The organism is Streptomyces sp. NBC_01381, assembly GCF_026340305.1.
In the GTDB taxonomy this organism is placed as follows: Bacteria; Actinomycetota; Actinomycetes; order Streptomycetales; family Streptomycetaceae; genus Streptomyces.
In genome coordinates this window covers 1,050,421-1,066,606 of record NZ_JAPEPI010000001.1, presented here as the reverse complement: position 1 = coordinate 1,066,606, position 16,186 = coordinate 1,050,421, and the positions used below count along the sequence as shown (strand labels likewise).

Sequence of the window (16,186 nt, the reverse complement as noted above, 5' to 3'; positions counted from 1 at the left end):
ACCGCCGTCGCGGGCGGAGTCGGCTGGTGGCTGCTCCGGCGCGGCAGGCGGGAGGCTACGCCGCCAGGTCGCGGTCGTCCGGCGTCGACTTCGGCTCCGACGCCGACGCCGACGCCGGACGAGCCACCTCCGCCACATCCGCAGGCCGCGCCCACACCAGCCGCCCGACCCGCCCGGAACGCCCGACAGCCGTAGCCAACGGCGTGAGCACGGCCATCGCCAGCGGCGAGAGCAGCAGTGCCACCGCCGTGCCGAGCGCGAACCCGCCCACGACGTCCGTCGGATAGTGGACGCCCATGAAGACCCGGCAGAAGCCTTCGAGCAGTGCGATCGCAATGCCGGCCAGCCCGAACTTCCGGTTGGCGACGAATAGCGCGGCCCCCAGAGCCATCGCCAGCGTCGCGTGATCGCTCACGAAGGAGAAGTCGGTCTTTCCGTCGACAAGGACCTCAAGGCCGTCATGGTCCATGAAAGGCCGACGGCGTTCCACAAATCCGCGGATCGGGACATTCACAAGGACCGCGATCCCGGCGGCGAGCGGCACCCAGACAACGGCGGCCACGGAAGAGGCCGCTTCCTCGAGCGCATCCCGCTTCCGCTGCCCCCACCAGCACCAGACGACAAGAAGAACAAGGGCGAGCAACAGCCCGTACTCACCCACGAATTCCATCGATTTCGCCAGCCAGCCGGGCGAATCCTTGGCCAGGCCGTTGATGTCGTAGAGCAGGCTGACGTCGGGGTTCGACCCTGTTGTGTCGAGTCCAGCCATGGTGCCGCGGCCCCTTGTCTTCTCGGTCTACTCGCCGTGGGCGCACGATTTGTACGCCCTTCCATCAACCCCCGTGATCAGTGCCGCTCGCTGCGTGGTCAGTGCTGCCTGCTGGGTGGTCTCGCGCTCCAGTCAAGGGAACGTGCGACCCCATCCACTACGTTCCGCTCTCCACCGAATGATCACTCAGACGTTACCGAAGAGAGACTCATCGCCGCAGCTCAGAGGAGTGCGCTGACGGAGAGTTCAAGCCACATCACACCACGCGTACGCCCTGCGTACGCCCCCCGTTCAGCTTTCCTCAGGCCGCCGATGCCTTGTCGGGCAGGGCCTTCGCCCCGTCCTCGGTGACGCGAGTCGCGCCAAAATAATCCGGTGTATCGATCGGGTCGAAGCGGATGACGGCACCGGGCCGCGGTGCGTCGATCATGTAGCCGCCGCCGACGTAGATTCCCACGTGACGGATGGCACGGGAATTGGTGAGGTCGTCCGAGAAGAACACCAGGTCACCCGGGAGCAGTTCGTCCCGTTTCGGGTGCGGCCCGGCGTTGTACTGGTCGTTGGCGACCCGGGGCAGGGTGATGTCCACGCTGCGATAGGCGGCCAGCGTGAGCCCGGAACAGTCGAATCGGCCGTTCTGATCAGCCGTCCCATTACCGCCCCACAGATACTCGGTGCCGAGCTTCTTCTGTGCGTAGTAGATGGCCCCGGCGGCCTGCTGCGAGGGCTGCACGCGGCTGGTGGGCCGGGCGAAGCTCTTCTGGAGAGTCGTGATGGTCTTCACGTAATTCTGGGTCTCGCGGTAAGGGGGCACGCCGCCGTACTTGATGACGGCGTAGGCACCCGCGTTGTACGCGGCGAGCATGTTCTTGGTCGGGCTGCCGGGCGCATCCTTCACATATCCGGCGAGTTTGCAGTCGTACGAGGCGGCGGACGGAATGGCATCCTGCGGATCCCACACATCCCTGTCGCCATCCCCATCCCCATCGACCCCGTGCGTGGCCCAGGTCCCCGGAATGAATTGCGCTATCCCCTGAGCCTTGGCCGGACTCTTCGCGTTCGGATTGAACCCGCTCTCCTGATAGAGCTGCGCGGCGAGGAGAGCCGGATTAATGGCCTTGCACAGGTTGCCCCACTTCTGGACGAGGGGCTGATAGGTGGCGGGCACGGCACCTTTCGCGAGCCCCACATTCCCCTGCCCGGCGCCGTTGGCGATGCTGCCGGCGGCCATGTACGTCCCCACGACGAGCAGGGCGATGAAACTCATCGCCCCACCGATGCCGACGGCTGCGACCAGCCACGCCTTACGCACCGTCAACCACCCCTCACCGCGCGGGAGTCCACCGCGGATCAGTGTAGAGGCCGAGTGACGGTTCGCCCGTGTCTACGCGGTGCGCAGCCGGAGCACGCTCCAGACGCCGGCGTGGTCGGAGGGCCACAGGCCGGACGGGGTGCGGTCGGCAGGCTGCTCCCCCACCCGATTGCTCGCCGAGGCGGTGAAGCCGCCGCGGAAGAGCACGTAGTCGAGGCGCCGGCTGAGGGTGGATGTGGGGTTGCGCAGATCGGCGGCCTGGCAGCAGGTGAAGCCGGGCTGGTTGCGGTGCGTGGAAGTCCAGGCGTCGCGGAAGTCGGCGTCGACCAGGTTCTGGTAGGTCTGCCCGCCGGGGGCAGGCGAGTTGAGGTCGCCCAGCAACACGGTGGGGAGTCCGGTGTCGAGCGGCCCGTCGAGCAGTTCCTGGCCCTGCGCTTCTTGCACGGCGGGGCTGAGATTCTCCAGGTGCGTGCTGACCACGCGGGTGGTGCGGCCGTGAACGGTGGCATCGACGCCGACCCAGCCGTGCAGGACCCTGATGGCGGGGAGCGCCGGGCTGATCGGGTTGGGGAGGCTCACGTGGTTCGTGAACTGCGCCGCCTGAGGATGGGCGACGGAGAAATTCCTCGCGGGCAGGTCGGTGCGGGCCAGGAGCACGTCGCGGTCGGTGAGGCGGATGTCCTGCAAGCCGCTCGGCGTCGCCCGGGGGGCCTCGTAGTCGCCGTCGGTCACGGAGGACACGGCCGCGTAGTGCTTGCCCCGGGCCGCCAGCTTGTCGAGCAGGATCTCCAGAAAGTCGTATTCGACATGTCCGGCGTTAGGCGTGGGACTGAAGTCGAAAGGCGCACTGCGCCACAGTGCGACCTCCTGCAGGCCCACGAGCTGGGGGTCGGTGTCGGCGACTTCGTCGGCCAGTGCCTCGGCACGCTCGGGGAAGTTCGTGTCCTGGACGCCGGTGAACACCTCGTCCACGGCCTCGGTGAGCTCGCCGAAGTTGCCGGCGGTGAAGACAGGCGCGAGATCCGCTCCCCAGTAGAGGCTGCGGGTCATGACCTTGAGCGTGGCCGAGGGCTGGGCGGCCGAGACGGCGGTGAGCGAGCCGGGTGCGATGAGCAGGAGCGCGGAGAGGACAGATGTGAACCAGACGCGGAGCAGGCGGCGCCGGGGGGTGATTCTGGGCATGGCGAGGCAGATCTTTCGACTAGGGAGGGTGAAAGTGCCTGGCGAATTTGCGTAGTTCTCTGCAGGTTTGGGCCAACCGTAGGGTGGGTGACGGGGTGCGTCGACCTGACGTAGGCCAGTGGGTCTACCGAGACCCGCACTCGGCCCACAGCAGCTTGCCGTGGTGCGCGGCTGGGGCGTCGCCGAGCCGGTACGCACCCCACGCGTCCGCGCAGGCGTGTACGAGCTGCAGCCCGCGCCCGCTCTCGGCGTCCAGCGGGGCGGGCGGCCCTCCGGTGGTCCCGAATCCGGGCGGGATCTGCGGATTGGAGTCCCACACGGCGACACGGATCCCCTGCGGGGTGGCCTCGCGGAGACGGAGGGCGTAGGGGCCTTGGGTGTGGCAGTGGGCGTTGCTGAGCATCTCCGCGGCGAGGAGTTCGGCGGTGGGGGCGAGTTCGGCGAGGCCGTACGTGGCGAGGACGGCGCGGAGGGTGGTGCGGGCGATGCCGGGGGCGCGGGGGTCGTGCGGGAGGGTGAGGGTGTAGCTCCAGGGCGGGGATACGGTTGTCGGCAGCATGGAACTCTCCGTTCAGGGGCGGTAGTTCATGGGGGTACCCAGTGACGATGCCGCTCCGTCGAGCGGGGTGCTTCCGGGCGTTGGCGCCTGAACCTCAAAGTAGCGCTGCCGGATATATTCTTCACCCCATTCGGGGTGAGACTAAAAGCAACCACCCATGTGGGTGACGCGACAGCACAGGAGCAGCAGCCATGGCCGTGAGGAACAACCCGACGGGTCGTCAACTCCGCCTCGGTGCCGAGCTGCGCAAGCTGCGGGAGCGCGCGGGGCTGACCTCCACCGCAGCGGCTCAGCTCCTCGGCATGAAGCAGGCCCAGGTCAGCAACATGGAAACCGGACGGGTCGGAGTGAGCGCCGAGCGCGTACGGACCCTGGCCTGCCACTACGACTGCCCCGACAAGGAACTCATCGAGGCCATCGCCAACATGACCGGCGCCCGCAAGCGCGGCTGGTGGGAGGAGTACCGCGAGATCCTCCCCGCTGGACTGCTGGACCTCGCCGAGGTCGAACACCATGCCACGCACCTCTGCACCGCCATCACCGCGCACGTCCCCGGATTGCTCCAGACCACGGACCACGCACGTGAGTTGTTCCGCCAGGTGGTGCCTGAGCTCTCTCCGCCCGATGTCGAACACCGGGTGTCGTACCGCATCAAGCGGCAGGCAGTCCTGTTCGGGAATGCCCCCACCCCGTACTTGGCGATCATCCACGAGGCTGCCCTACGGATGCAGTTCGGTGGAGCCGACGTAACCAGAAGCCAGTTGCACCACCTAATGGACATGAGCGAGCGGGACCACATCACTGTCAAGGTCCTGCCCTTCGCCGCCGGGTCCTTCCCCGGGTCCGGCCAGTCGCTCTTCTACTCCAAGGGTGCGGTTCCGCAGCTCGACACCGTGCACCTCGATCAGTCCCACGGCCCAGCGTTCCTGGACGCGGAGGCCCAGCTCAGCAAGTACCGCGTGCTTCTGGAACGCATGGAGGCAAAGGCGCTCGCGCCCAAGAAGTCGCGGGACCTCATCCACACCATCGCCCAAGAACTGTGAAGGGAACCCGGATGCCCGCGGACACCTGGCAGAAGTCCTCCTACTGCGGCGAGGGCGACTCGTGCGTACACGTCACCACGGCCTCTACTGGCGCTGTCCAGCTAACCGAAAGCGCGGACCCCGCCGGAGCGATACTCACCGCCCGACCTGCAGCCTTCGCAGCCCTGATACGCACTCTCAACTCTCCCAGCCCGTCCGGCGCTTGAGGAAAGGACCACCCTCCCCATGCCTGAAGGCAACAACATCCCCGCAGACCTCGACTGGATCCGCGCCGCCCCCGAAGGGGAAGAAGGGCCGGGCCCTTGGATCGAGATCGCCTACGGCAAGGACGACGACGCCGTCTACCTACGGGAAACCAGCGACCCCGAGAACGTGGTCACCACCACCCAGAAGAAGTGGGATGCCTTTGTACTCGGCGTACAGGCAGGCGAGTTCGACCACTTCGTAGAGGGCGTCGACTGACAACGGCGGGGGCTTTGCCGGGCCGGTGGTGGTGTTCGTACCGGGGCCGCCCGGTTCTCCCGAGAGTGGCGGTTCCGGGCCGGGAGTAAAGGGCGCTCCTTCGTCGCGTCGGCTGCGCCGATTCCGCTTCGCTCCACCCTTGACACCCAACCCTCCACCGCAAGAAGCCAATTGACCGGGCGGCCACGAAACGGGGCTCACGGGGACCACCCGGCGGGCCATCCGGCTTTCCTGCCGGGTGCGGACTAGTTCGTATCAGTGCAGCCGGGTGGGAGGGGTGCGCGGCCGGTCCGGGGATGGGTGCCAGTCTCGTCAAGCGTCTGACAGCCGGATCTTCCGGGGTGACCGTCACGGTCATGGGCAGGTGGGGGGTGGGGGACCTACTTTGGAAAAGTAGTGTTCTGGCACAAGGGGGCGCGCGCCGCCACGAAACGCAACTTTGCCAAAGTAGGTTCCCCCCTCCCCCGGCCAGCCCGGGGATCGGCACCGGTCTCGTCAAGCCTCTACCCGCCGGATCCTCCGGGGCGACCGTCACGCTCATGGACAGGTGGGGGGGGACCTACTTTGGAGAAGTAGTGTTCTGGCACAAGGGGGGCGCGCGGCACTACGAAACGCAACTTTGCCGAAGTAGGTCCCCCACCCCCCTCACGGCCAGGTCCGGGGATCAACTGAGCCTTGCAATCGGTGAATTGTACTCCTGACGCCTGACACCTGAGGCCCGCCCCGGAAGATCCGGTCGGCAGACGCTTGACGAAGCCAGGACCCATTCCCGAGCGGACCGCGCACCCCTCCCGCCCCTTCAGCCGGCGGTGCGCTGCGACGGACTAGTCCGCACCCGGCGCTCAAGCCGGATGACCCATCCCCGCAGCCCCGAGAGCCCCGCTTCGTGGCCGCCCGGTCATCAGGCTTCTCGCGGTGGAGGGTTGGGTGTCAAGGGTGGAGCGAAGCGGAATCGGCGCAGCCGACGCGCAGCGCAGCGGAGCGCCCTTTACACCCGGCCCGGAACCGCCAACCTCGGGACAACCGGGCGGCCCCGGTACGAACACCACCACCGGCCCACCAAAGCCCCCTACTCCGGCTCCACAAACTCGTCCGTCAGCACACACCCATCAACCAGCGCCGGCGCCGTCGACACATCCCCCCGCACCCGGAAGTTCGGGTTGCAGTTCAGCTCCAGGAGCCCCGAGGCCGACAGATCGCGGAGAGTTTCGCTGTCCGGTGCGATCACCGCGAAGTCCTTGCCGATGGCGAACCCGCCCTCCACGTCCGCGAGCGCGTCACCCTTCATCTCCTCGGCGAGGTCCGCCTTGTACGCCGTCTGGAACTTCTCCATGTCGCTGGTCTTGAAGACCCGGATCCAGCCGTCCGCACCGTCGTCACAGGTCCCCCGGAACTGCACACCCCAAGACAGATCGAACTTCTCGTCCATGGGGTAGTACCGCTCATCAGACGGGTCGATGCTGTACGTGTCGCACGTGGTGAATCGCTGAAGGTACTCGCCCGCCGCCATGACGGTCTTCGCCTCCGGCATGTTGTCCAGCATCATCTTCTGCCGGACCTCGGGCCCACCGCTGGCCCCGCCGTTACGAGCGGATCCTTCACCGGAGGACGAGGAGGGCGAGGAGGACCCCGCAGCCCTGTCCGCGCCGCCGTACTCCCTCTTGCCCCCCTCATCCCCCTCACACCCGGTGACCGTCAGAACAAGAGCCGCCGCCCCGACAACCGCCGCCAGCCTGAAGCGCGTACGCATGATGGTGTGATCCGTTCCCCCGCCGAGTCATGACGCGGGGACCTTAGAGCAACCGCATGTCCATGATCAAACCGGGCTTCGAGCATCCCACCCCGGCGTTCCAGGCAAGGGGCATCCCCGCAGGTCAGACCCCCTGGAAGCATTCCAGCGTCCCGGATGACCCGGCGTTCCTTGCCCCCGCCGGGACCCGCCCCCTTAGCTGTGATCAAGACAGACCAGCACAGCTACTCCGGGGGGACCCCATGAAGCACACCCGCAAGGCAGTCGCCGCCGTCATCGGCCTCGTCGCCACCCTCTCGCTCACCGCCTGCAACGGCGACGACAACGCGTCGGCGGACACCTCGACCACGTCCCCCGCCGCGTCGGCGGACAAGGGCGGAGACAAGGGCAGCGACGACAAGGGCATCAGCACCGGAGGCACCACCGGCGGCGGATCAGGCGAAGCCTCGACCGGCGGTGAAGGCTCCACCGGCGGTGGTGAAGCCGCGCAGGGGACCGCCGCCGGCACCGGCGACAACAGCGACGGCAAGATCGACATCTGCCGTACGGACGAGCTCGAAGTGAACGCCACGGACAACACCACCGACAAGACGGAAGGCGTCGTCACCGTCGTCTTCAAGAACGGCGGCGGCCGCGACTGCTCGATCAACGGCTACGCGGGGGCCGACCTGACGGCGTCCACGGGCGACACCCTCTCGGTCAGCCGCAACGGCGAGAAGCCGGTGCCCGACATCCTGAAGGACGGCGAGTCCGCCGCCTTCAACATCACGTTCCCGTACAACAACACGGGCGGCTCCGGCATCCGCATCACCAACCTCGTCGTGACGCCCCCGAACGAGACGAAGCACGTCACGCTCGACTGGCCCGCGGGCACGCTCCCGGTCTCGGACGGCGAGGGCGCCGTGAAGCTGGAGATCAGCCCGGTCGGGAAGGTCAGCGACTCCCCGGCCGGCTGAACCCGGCGCCACCGCCTCGCCCCTCGCTAAGAGGCGGTCCGCTGCGGCACCACCTGGATGCCGAACTCGTACGAGCCGATCGCCACCGCGATGCCCGAGAAGAGCAGCGCGAAGTGTTCCTGACCGCGCGCGGTCACGATGCCTCCCAGGTCCAACTGGGAGGCATCGGGCCATCCCAGGTCGCCGAGCAGGCCACGGGTGACCCCCTTGGCGGCCTCGTCGTCACCGGAGAGGAAGATCGTGCTCGGACCAACCAGACTCGCCGGGTCCACCATCACGAACCGGTCCACGGTGGCGAGCGTCTTGACCACCCGCACCTCGGGGTACTCCTGCTGAATCTCCTCGCTGAGGCTGTAGTTGGGGTGGGACAGCTCCATGGCGTCGGTGAAGGTGTAGCCGACCCCGATGTCGACAAGCACCTTCCCGGCGAGAGCGGCCGCGCCGATCTCCTTCAGTACGTCCATCGAAGCCGTGCCCGGCGTGGCGTTCACCAGCACCTCAGCGTGCGCGGCCGCCTCACCGAGTCCGACGAGGGTGAACCCCTTCAGCTCCTCGGCCTCTCCCCGCTCCTTGGGGTCCCGCGACCCCAGCACGACATCATGTCCGGCCGCACTCCAGCCAGTTGCCACCGCACGCGCCACATTTCCGGTTCCAAGCAGTCCAATTCGCATGGGCAGGACGCTAATTGGGCTTGCCCGCAAGGGAATCGGGCCCGAGTCCCAAGCCCGCTCATCCCGACGACGTACTCCAGAAGCCCGAGCCACGGCTAGGCCACCGGGCTGAAGATCTTCGCCAAGTGATAGTCGAGCGTGGCGCGTACGTTCTCCAGCGTGCGGCGCTCGTGGAGCACATCCCCGCCGAGTCCCACCGCCGCCGCCACCAGCAGGTCCGCCTCTCGGTGGGCGTCCAGACCCGGGGCCGTCTGGCCGTTCGTCTGGGCCATGGCGATGAAGTCGGCGATCAGGTCCTCCAGAGGGTGCTCGTCGCTCAGGAAGACCGCCGCGATGGCCGGGTCGGTGAGGCTGCGGGCGTAGTACGCGGAGAACACCCGCAGCGCCATGGCCCGTTGGGCGTCCAGGGGCAGGAACTCGTCGAGCATCGCGCTCAGGACCCCGCGCAGGTTCGCGGGGTCGAAGTGGACGCGGGTCCTGGCCAGGCGTTCGTTCTCGCGGTGGAGCAGGTGCAGGGCGGTCACCAGGAGCTGGTGCTTGCTGCCGAAGTGGTACTGGACGACGCGGAGCGACACCCCGGCCTCCGCCGCGATCTCCCGCATGCTCGCCGCGTCCAGGCCCCGCTCGGCGGCGATGCGCCACACCGCCTCGGCGATCTGGCGGCGCCGCTTGCGCGACTGCGCGCTCGTCACCGTGTCCGCGGGGCGGGCGACTTCGGGGGCGGGGGGCAGCTTCCGGCGTCGGTAGGCCCTCGCCTGGCAGCTGCGGGAGCAGTAGAGGGCGGGGCGGCCGCGCTTGCCCGCCGTGCTCATTTCCGCACGGCAGACCGTGCAGCGGGCCGTCTCCCGAGCATTCTTTTCGTCACGCACGCCACCCACTATAGAACTTAGAATGTGTGACGTAATCTAGATATCTCGGCTTGCAGCAAGGGGATTTCGCCTGTCTCGCTGATACGTTCGTAACGTGAAGTACGACATCCTGCAGATCCTCGGCGCAGTCCTGATGTGTTTCTCCGCGCAAGGCCTCATCCGACTGCTCATCGACCACGACTACAACGGCTTCCTCGGCTGGATACCCGGCGGCTTCCCCGCCCTCCTGACCGCCTACACCGTGGCGTTCGCCGCCGGAGTCCTCCTGACCAGCTGGTCCCACACCCGGGCGAAGGCGCTGGGCCGGCGCAGTTGACGGGTGTCCAACTTTCCCCGATCGTAGGGGAATTGGGCGCAAATCAACGCGCACTGCACTGCATGCACCGGCTGGGGGGAGCCGCAAATGCAACCTGGGGAGCCGCACGACTCGGTACCGGGCGCCAATCAAGGGGAAACGCCTCAAGGCGGCCAGGGTGGTCAGGGCGGCCCAGGCGGTCAGTTCGGGCCGCCGCCGCCCGTCATTCCACCGCCGCCCGGCGCCCCGCCCACCGTCGGGCCACCCCCGGCCGGTCCGCCCTCTCCACCCCCTCCACCCCCTGACGCCCTCCAAGCCCTCTCCACCGCCCTGCTCAACCTCACCGGCCTCGGCCTCGGCTACGTCCTGCTCAAGCGGTGGCTCCCGGCCGCCCTCTGCTGGGCCGCGACCGCCGGGCTGCTCTTCGTGGCGCTGCCCGCCGACGTGGACGGCGTACCCGGCGGCGTACTCATCGGCTATGTGGCCTTCCTCGCCCTGGCCGCCGCCGACGGTGCACGCCGCGCCCTGCGCAGCCCCCGGCGCACCTGGCCGCTGCGCGCACCCCTCGCCCTCGGGCTCGGCCTCGTACTGCTCGCCGTGCCGGCCGGCGGCGTCATCGCGTACGACGGCGCGCGCGACGACGCCATCGAGGAGATGCTGCTCGATCGTCTGGAGAAGGCCGACAAGATCGTCAGCGCTGCCGACGGCCGGCCCTTCGACTCCGCCAAGGACGACTACCGCTCCGCCCTCGCCATCTACCGCGACCTCGGCGACGACCACCCCGGCTCGAAGGCCGCCGACCGCGTGCCGGACAGCCTGAAGACGTACTACGAGTCGGTCGCAACCCCGTACGAGGAGCGCAAGTACTGCGACGCCCTCGAACCCCTCAAATACCTCCGCACCCTCCCCGACGACCTCGGCAAGGACCGCCTCGGCTCCCTCGCCGCCTGGCCCGACGACCGCCTCGCCACCTCGCTCTACGAATGCGGCGCCCAAGGCCTCGGGACGGCCGCGGGCGGCAGCGGTCAGTTCGGTGAGCTGCTGCGTACGTTCCCCGACTCCGACCAGGCGGGGAAGGTCGAGCCCGCCATCCGCGACGCCATCGATGAACGGTCGTCCGATCTGAAGGGCGCCGACCCCTGCAAGGCCACCGACGAGCTCCGCAACATCGGCTCCACCGCCAAGGCTCTCCCGGACGACGCGGGCGACGGGCTCAGCGGGGATGCCGAGAGCGCGGTGGAGTCCGGGGCCTACGCCTGCGGGGTCGACGAGTTCGAGGACGGCAAGTTCGCCGCGTCCGCCAAGACGCTCAACGACTTCACCGACACCTACCGGGGCAACGGCAAACGCGACCGCGCCAAGCAGATCGCCATCGCCGCCGAGATCGCCGCCGACCGCCCCCAGGCGGGACGGAGCCTGCCGCCCACCAAGTCGCCGGGCGGCACGAAACTGGAGTACGTCGTCGAGAACGGCGGCCCAGGACCGCTCGAGGTCCTCTACACCGGGCCCACCACCGGCACCCTCAAGCTCACGTCCTGCGGCAACTGCAAGACGTACACGACCAGGGCCCAGGGCAAGAAGGCCTGCCTCGCGGGCAAGGGCCACCCGAAGAAGACGCTGCGGCTGCCGCCCGGCGAGTACCACTTCCTCTACAAGCGCGGTGCGGGCAGCGCGGGAAGCGTCCGCAACAACACCGAGGGCAGCCAGGTCAAGCCCGGCTACCGCTACACCGACTGCTCGTACGTCGTGACGGGCGGCGGACTCGGCGACCTGGACGATCTGGTCGGCCTCGACGGTGCCGACGGCCTGGATAACGCCGACTCGCCTACGTGAAGCATGATGTGAGACCTGGTCAGAGGGCACGCCGGGCCGTCATTGCCCGGCGTCACCCAGCGTGATACACAGAGTGATCATGCGTTTCAGCCAACGAATGACGCCAAGTCGACATGCACTGGCCCGTTTGTCGGCGAGAATGAGCTGTCCTCTGTACTGCGGTAGGCAGAGGTGACAGAACAACCCACTAGGGGCGGTGAGTTACACATGCTTATGGCAGCCGAAAAGGGCGACATCACCACCATCATCGGCGGGATCGCCCCCGACTGGGGTCCCTTCGGGAGCCTGGGCAACGAGGCACGGGTGATGATCGAGGTCGTGATGGCGATCGCCATCCTCCTCTGTCTCGGCATTGCGATCTGGGGCGCGGCCAAACAGCGGATCGGCGCGACGGCTCTGCGCGACACCTTCAGCGCCGAGCAGGGCAAGGGCCTGATCATCGCGGGCCTGACCGGCGTCTTCATCATCGGCTCGCTCGGCACGGTCTTCACCATCGTGTACGGGATGGCGGTCTAGCCGCCTCGTCCCCCCTCCCTCACGTCCCCGTCCACGTCCCCCGCTTTCTCCCCTGTCCCCTCCCCCTGTCCCCCTCCACACCACCCATCCGTCGTGCCCACCGGCTGAGGTTGCAACTCCCTGATGTCGAGTCACCACACCGCGCCCGCGCGGGAACCAGCACGGCTACCGTCGTACGTGGCGGTTCACCGAGAGGTTGAGGGGGCGTACGCGGCATGAGTCCCGACGACGAGCGGAACGATGGCCTCTTCGGCGGATCGGGCGAGACGCGGACGCGGCTCCCCGAGGGCGAGGGGGGCGGCCAGGACGTCTACGGGGGAGCGCGCAGATCCGGCCGTTCTTCACGGTCCTCGTCGCGGAGTCTTGTGACGGTGGTGGGTGTGGTGGTCCTGCTGATCGCGGCGATCGCTTTCGCGAACCGGGGAGGGGAGTCCTCTTCGGAGGGCGGGGAGGGCAAGAAGGCGGGGGCGGATCCCACTGCCGCGTCCGGGGTGGAGCCGGTCGACGGCAAGGCTTCGGGAATTCCCTCCGGGTTCGCACACAGTGAGCAGGGTGCACAGAGCGCGGCGTCGAACTATGCCGTTGCGCTGGTCTCCGCCGACATCCTCAAGCCCGCACGCCGGGGCGAGATCGTCCGGCAGCTGTTCGTCGCCGACAAGGTGAACGAGCTGGAGGCCCAGTTCAACAAGACGTACTCCAAGGACTTCCTGGACAAGGTCGGCCTGGACGAGAACGGTAACTCCGCGCCCGGCGAGACGTACGTCTCTCGCACTGTGCCCGTCGGCGCCAAGACCACCGCCTACGCGGACAGCTCGGCAACCGTGCAGGTCTGGTGCACCGGTGCCTTCGGCACGGCGGGGCAGAACACGACGAACCCAGTGGCCAACGACTGGTTCACCATGACACTCAAGCTGCAGTGGGCCGACGGCGACTGGAAGGTCGAGCGGTACTCCTCGAAGGACGGCCCGTCGCCCGTGAACGGCGACAACAAGGTCTCCACTGCCGACGAGATCGCGAAGGCTGTACAGGAGTACGGAGGGTTCACGTATGCCCGCTAGCCGACGTGCCCTCAAGCTCACCGCAACCGCGGCGGCCGTGCAGACCGCAGTGATCCTGCTGGCCTCGCGTGCCTACGCGGCGCCCGAACCGGACGACGACAAGTGCGACCTCATCGTCGGCCCCGCAAAGAAGTACTGCGAAAAAGGCCAAGACGGCGGCAGCTCCGGCGGTGACGGCAAGTACCCCACCGACGACCCCCTGAACTCCAGCCTCGACCCCCTCTCCTCCCTGGCGAAGGGCTGCGCGGACGCCGCCTCCTGGACGGTGGACAAGCTGTCATCCGCCGTGAAGGAGACCGCCGAGGTCGACTTCACGAACCCCACCTTCCTCAAGCAGTACGCGGTCGTCTTCGCCGCGTCGACCATCCTGACCCTGCTCCTCTGGCTCCTCGCAGTCGCCAAACGCGCAGTGAGAGGCGTCCCCCTCACCACCGCGCTCTCCGAAGCCATCGGGTTCCTCTGGCTGACGGTCCTCGCCTCCGCCTTCACGCCGCTGATCCTCTACACCGTCGTATCCGCGACCGACGGCGTCACGGACGTCATCGCGAAGGCGACGGGCGGTCAGACGGACACGTTCTTCGGGACGTTCTCCGGTGCGCTGAAGAAGGGCGAGGACATCGGCGGCGGGCCGATCATGCTGATCGTCGTCTCGCTCGTGTCGATCCTCGCGGCCGGCGTGCTCTGGCTTGAGCTCGTCATCCGGGCCGCCCTGCTCTACGTAGGAGCGCTGCTCGGCACGGTCGTGTACGCCGGGCTCGTCGACAAGAACCTGTGGACGCACGTCCGGCGCTGGGCCGGGATCATGATCGCGGTGATCCTCGTCAAACCCATCATCGTCATCGTGCTCGGCCTCGCGGGCGCACTCTCCGCCGACGACGGGCCCGACTCCTTCTCGGCCGTCGTCTCCGGGCTCTCGATCATCCTGCTCGCCATCTTCGCGAGCGCCATGATCTACCGCTTCGTGCCGGGCTTCGGGGACGAGATCGCCAACTCCCGGAACAACCGGATCATGCGCGGCGCCGAGAACAAGGCCGCCGCCGTCATCAGCTCCCCCGCGTCCCTCGTCTCCCAGGGCATCAAGACCCACAGCTCCCGGGGCAACGGCGGTGGAGGTGGCGGCGGTCAGGCGCGGCCCGCCAACGCGACGAGCGGCGGAATGGCCGCCCACAGCAGCCGCCCCTCCGGAGGCGGAGGCGGAGGCGGCGGCTCATCGAACGGCGGCGGATCTGTCCCCTCCGCCGCACCCGCGCCGCGCAGCAACAGCGCGACCAGCACGCCGCACGCGCGCAACCGCGGCTCAGGCAACACCGGAAACGGCTCAGGCAACAAACGCACGGGAGGTGAAGGGCGTTGACGACCCAGTCCCACGTGTCGCAACCGGTCGCGCCCCGCCGCACATATCTGATCGGCCGCGCGCGGCCGAATGCGATCGTCGGCAAGAACCGGGAGACCGGAGAGATCGCGCTGATCATCGCGGGAGCCTTCCTCGGGATGATGTGCGGGCTCCTCGTCCCCGTCCTTTCCCTGCGCATCGTGCTGCTCATGGGCTTCCCGATGCTGGCCATCGCCGCGGTGTACGTCCCGTACAAAGGCCGGACCTTCTTCAAGTGGTTCGAGATCAACCGGAGTTACAAGCGGTCGCTGAAGCGCGGCACCGCCTACCGCTCCGCCGCGCCCGAAGCGGGCGTCCGCTTCGACGGCAAGGAGGTCGAGGTCGGCCCGCCGCCCGGCATCGGCCGCATCAGCTGGCTCGCAGCGCCCTTCGGTCCGGATGAGATCGCCGTACTGCTGCACGCCGACCGGCGGACCGTCACCGCCGCCATCGAGATCGAGGGTCCGGGAGTCGGGCTCCGGGACTCCGAGGACCAGGAAGCGCTCGTCGACCGGTTCGGGACGCTGCTCAAGCATGTCGCCAATGGTGATGGGTTTGTGACGCGGCTTCAGATGCTTGCCCGCACCCTCCCCGCCGACCCGGACGCCCACGCCAAGGACGTCAGCGTGCGCGGCGACGACCGGGCGCTGCCCTGGCTGCAGCAGTCGTACGAACAGCTCCAGTCGATGGTCTCCACCAGCAGCGAGCAGCACCGCGCCTATCTGGTGGCCTGTATGCACTACTCGCGCGACCTCGCCGCCGAGGCCCAGGCCATGGCGCGCGCGGCCCGCCCGCACGGCTCCCGCAAGCTCGACAAGGACGCCGGTCTCGCCGTCGTCATGGCGCGCGAGCTCACCGACATCTGCTCGCGGCTCCAGGAAGCCGACATCCGCGTACGACAGCCGCTGGGGCAAGGGCGGCTTTCGTCCCTCGTGCACTCGATGTACGACCCGGACCACCCCATAGACCACATCCAGGCCATGACGAAACGCAACGCCTGGCCCGCCGAGCTCGACGCCATGGAGCCCACCTACCTCCAGGCCAAGACCCGCGAGTCCTCATCCCGCGCGCCCTGGTGCCACGCCACGGCCTGGGTGAAGGAGTGGCCGATGACGCCCGTCGGCGTCAACTTCCTCGCCCCGCTGCTCGTCCACACCCCGGACGTCATCAGGACGGTGGCCGTGACGATGGACCTCGAACCCACCGAGGTCGCCATCGAGCGCATGCTGACGGAGAAGACCAACGACGAGGCGGAGGCCAGCCGCCAGGCCAAGCTGAACCGCACGGTCGACCCGCGCGACGTCGCCTCGCACTCCCGCCTCGACCAGCGCGGCGAGGACCTGGCGAGCGGCGCGGCCGGCGTCAATCTGGTCGGCTACATCACCGTCTCGTCCCGGTCCCCGGAGTCCCTCGCCCGCGACAAGCGCACCATCCGGGCCTCGGCCGGGAAGTCGTATCTGAAGCTGGAGTGGTGCGACCGCGAGCACCACAGGGCCTTCGTCAATACGCTGCCGTTCGCGACCGGCATCCGACGCTAGA

17 protein-coding genes are annotated in these 16,186 nt (G+C 68.3%); 10 read left to right on the top strand and 7 right to left on the bottom strand.

What is annotated here, in order from left to right; genetic code table 11:
- Positions 1–55: 55 nt before the first annotated feature.
- The 4 genes from OG453_RS05140 to OG453_RS05125 all read right to left on the bottom strand — a co-directional run bounded on the left by OG453_RS05140 (position 56) and on the right by OG453_RS05125 (position 3,822).
- Positions 56–769, bottom strand: a complete 714-nt coding sequence (locus tag OG453_RS05140; RefSeq protein WP_266864893.1) for a phosphatase PAP2 family protein — start codon at positions 767–769, stop codon at positions 56–58.
- A gap of 301 nt (positions 770–1,070) precedes the next feature.
- On the bottom strand, positions 1,071–2,081 hold the full coding sequence (locus OG453_RS05135; protein WP_266869713.1) for a bifunctional lytic transglycosylase/C40 family peptidase: 1,011 nt from the start codon (positions 2,079–2,081) through the stop codon (positions 1,071–1,073).
- Between the two features lie 72 nt (positions 2,082–2,153).
- Positions 2,154–3,263 (bottom strand): endonuclease/exonuclease/phosphatase family protein, encoded by a 1,110-nt coding sequence (locus OG453_RS05130; protein WP_266864891.1) that lies wholly within the window; start codon positions 3,261–3,263, stop codon positions 2,154–2,156.
- Positions 3,264–3,387: 124 nt separating this feature from the next.
- Positions 3,388–3,822, bottom strand: coding sequence for an ATP-binding protein (locus OG453_RS05125; RefSeq protein ID WP_266864889.1), 435 nt, complete (start codon positions 3,820–3,822; stop codon positions 3,388–3,390).
- 191 nt (positions 3,823–4,013) lie between these two features.
- On the opposite strand from OG453_RS05125, the gene OG453_RS05120 reads away from it, so the two are divergent.
- The 3 genes from OG453_RS05120 to OG453_RS05110 are packed head-to-tail and all read left to right on the top strand — an operon-like array spanning position 4,014 to position 5,327.
- Complete coding sequence (locus tag OG453_RS05120; RefSeq protein ID WP_266864888.1) at positions 4,014–4,865, top strand: helix-turn-helix transcriptional regulator; 852 nt, start codon at positions 4,014–4,016, stop codon at positions 4,863–4,865.
- 11 nt (positions 4,866–4,876) lie between these two features.
- Positions 4,877–5,071: a DUF397 domain-containing protein gene (locus tag OG453_RS05115; RefSeq protein WP_266864887.1), complete on the top strand. Its 195-nt coding sequence runs from the start codon at positions 4,877–4,879 to the stop codon at positions 5,069–5,071.
- Between the two features lie 19 nt (positions 5,072–5,090).
- Positions 5,091–5,327, top strand: coding sequence for a DUF397 domain-containing protein (locus OG453_RS05110; RefSeq protein WP_266864885.1), 237 nt, complete (start codon positions 5,091–5,093; stop codon positions 5,325–5,327).
- A gap of 1,069 nt (positions 5,328–6,396) precedes the next feature.
- Here the strand turns inward: OG453_RS05110 and OG453_RS05105 are convergent.
- Entirely contained in the window at positions 6,397–6,858 is a 462-nt protein-coding gene (locus OG453_RS05105; RefSeq protein ID WP_266864883.1) for a hypothetical protein, read from the bottom strand.
- A 461-nt stretch (positions 6,859–7,319) separates the two neighbouring features.
- On the opposite strand from OG453_RS05105, the gene OG453_RS05100 reads away from it, so the two are divergent.
- Positions 7,320–8,033, top strand: coding sequence for a DUF4232 domain-containing protein (locus tag OG453_RS05100; protein WP_266864881.1), 714 nt, complete (start codon positions 7,320–7,322; stop codon positions 8,031–8,033).
- 26 nt (positions 8,034–8,059) lie between these two features.
- Here OG453_RS05100 and OG453_RS05095 read toward each other — a convergent pair whose 3' ends face one another.
- Positions 8,060–8,704: an NADPH-dependent F420 reductase gene (locus OG453_RS05095; RefSeq protein WP_266864879.1), complete on the bottom strand. Its 645-nt coding sequence runs from the start codon at positions 8,702–8,704 to the stop codon at positions 8,060–8,062.
- A 95-nt stretch (positions 8,705–8,799) separates the two neighbouring features.
- The gene (locus tag OG453_RS05090; RefSeq protein ID WP_266864878.1) at positions 8,800–9,573 is read right to left on the bottom strand and encodes a TetR/AcrR family transcriptional regulator; all 774 of its coding nucleotides are present in this window, start codon (positions 9,571–9,573) and stop codon (positions 8,800–8,802) included.
- Between the two features lie 94 nt (positions 9,574–9,667).
- On the opposite strand from OG453_RS05090, the gene OG453_RS05085 reads away from it, so the two are divergent.
- The 6 genes from OG453_RS05085 to OG453_RS05060 all read left to right on the top strand — a co-directional run bounded on the left by OG453_RS05085 (position 9,668) and on the right by OG453_RS05060 (position 16,185).
- Positions 9,668–9,889, top strand: coding sequence for a hypothetical protein (locus OG453_RS05085; RefSeq protein WP_266864876.1), 222 nt, complete (start codon positions 9,668–9,670; stop codon positions 9,887–9,889).
- A gap of 87 nt (positions 9,890–9,976) precedes the next feature.
- Positions 9,977–11,701: a hypothetical protein gene (locus tag OG453_RS05080; RefSeq protein WP_266864874.1), complete on the top strand. Its 1,725-nt coding sequence runs from the start codon at positions 9,977–9,979 to the stop codon at positions 11,699–11,701.
- 207 nt (positions 11,702–11,908) lie between these two features.
- Positions 11,909–12,217 carry a hypothetical protein gene (locus tag OG453_RS05075; protein ID WP_160505898.1) on the top strand — a complete coding sequence of 103 codons (309 nt, stop codon included), beginning with the start codon at positions 11,909–11,911 and terminating at the stop codon, positions 12,215–12,217.
- Positions 12,218–12,432: 215 nt separating this feature from the next.
- Positions 12,433–13,275, top strand: a complete 843-nt coding sequence (locus tag OG453_RS05070) for a hypothetical protein (protein WP_266864872.1) — start codon at positions 12,433–12,435, stop codon at positions 13,273–13,275.
- Positions 13,265–14,629 carry a hypothetical protein gene (locus OG453_RS05065; protein ID WP_266864870.1) on the top strand — a complete coding sequence of 455 codons (1,365 nt, stop codon included), beginning with the start codon at positions 13,265–13,267 and terminating at the stop codon, positions 14,627–14,629. Before OG453_RS05070 ends, OG453_RS05065 begins: the two co-directional genes overlap by 11 nt.
- A complete protein-coding gene (locus OG453_RS05060) occupies positions 14,626–16,185 on the top strand; it encodes an SCO6880 family protein (RefSeq protein ID WP_266864868.1) in 1,560 nt (519 codons plus the stop codon). Before OG453_RS05065 ends, OG453_RS05060 begins: the two co-directional genes overlap by 4 nt.
- Position 16,186 lies beyond the last annotated feature (1 nt).

Bases quoted from the DNA above. Each gene is read 5' to 3' on its own strand.
- OG453_RS05075 (WP_160505898.1), top strand. From the start codon at position 11,909: ATGCTTATGGCAGCCGAAAAGGGCGACATCACCACCATCATCGGCGGG.
- OG453_RS05120 (WP_266864888.1), top strand. From the start codon at position 4,014: ATGGCCGTGAGGAACAACCCGACGGGTCGTCAACTCCGCCTCGGTGCC.
- OG453_RS05115 (WP_266864887.1), top strand. From the start codon at position 4,877: ATGCCCGCGGACACCTGGCAGAAGTCCTCCTACTGCGGCGAGGGCGAC.
- OG453_RS05140 (WP_266864893.1), bottom strand. From the start codon at position 769: ATGGCTGGACTCGACACAACAGGGTCGAACCCCGACGTCAGCCTGCTC.
- OG453_RS05110 (WP_266864885.1), top strand. From the start codon at position 5,091: ATGCCTGAAGGCAACAACATCCCCGCAGACCTCGACTGGATCCGCGCC.
- OG453_RS05130 (WP_266864891.1), bottom strand. From the start codon at position 3,263: ATGCCCAGAATCACCCCCCGGCGCCGCCTGCTCCGCGTCTGGTTCACA.
- OG453_RS05100 (WP_266864881.1), top strand. From the start codon at position 7,320: ATGAAGCACACCCGCAAGGCAGTCGCCGCCGTCATCGGCCTCGTCGCC.
- OG453_RS05080 (WP_266864874.1), top strand. From the start codon at position 9,977: ATGCAACCTGGGGAGCCGCACGACTCGGTACCGGGCGCCAATCAAGGG.
- OG453_RS05125 (WP_266864889.1), bottom strand. From the start codon at position 3,822: ATGCTGCCGACAACCGTATCCCCGCCCTGGAGCTACACCCTCACCCTC.
- OG453_RS05105 (WP_266864883.1), bottom strand. From the start codon at position 6,858: ATGCCGGAGGCGAAGACCGTCATGGCGGCGGGCGAGTACCTTCAGCGA.
- OG453_RS05065 (WP_266864870.1), top strand. From the start codon at position 13,265: ATGCCCGCTAGCCGACGTGCCCTCAAGCTCACCGCAACCGCGGCGGCC.
- OG453_RS05070 (WP_266864872.1), top strand. From the start codon at position 12,433: ATGAGTCCCGACGACGAGCGGAACGATGGCCTCTTCGGCGGATCGGGC.
- OG453_RS05095 (WP_266864879.1), bottom strand. From the start codon at position 8,704: ATGCGAATTGGACTGCTTGGAACCGGAAATGTGGCGCGTGCGGTGGCA.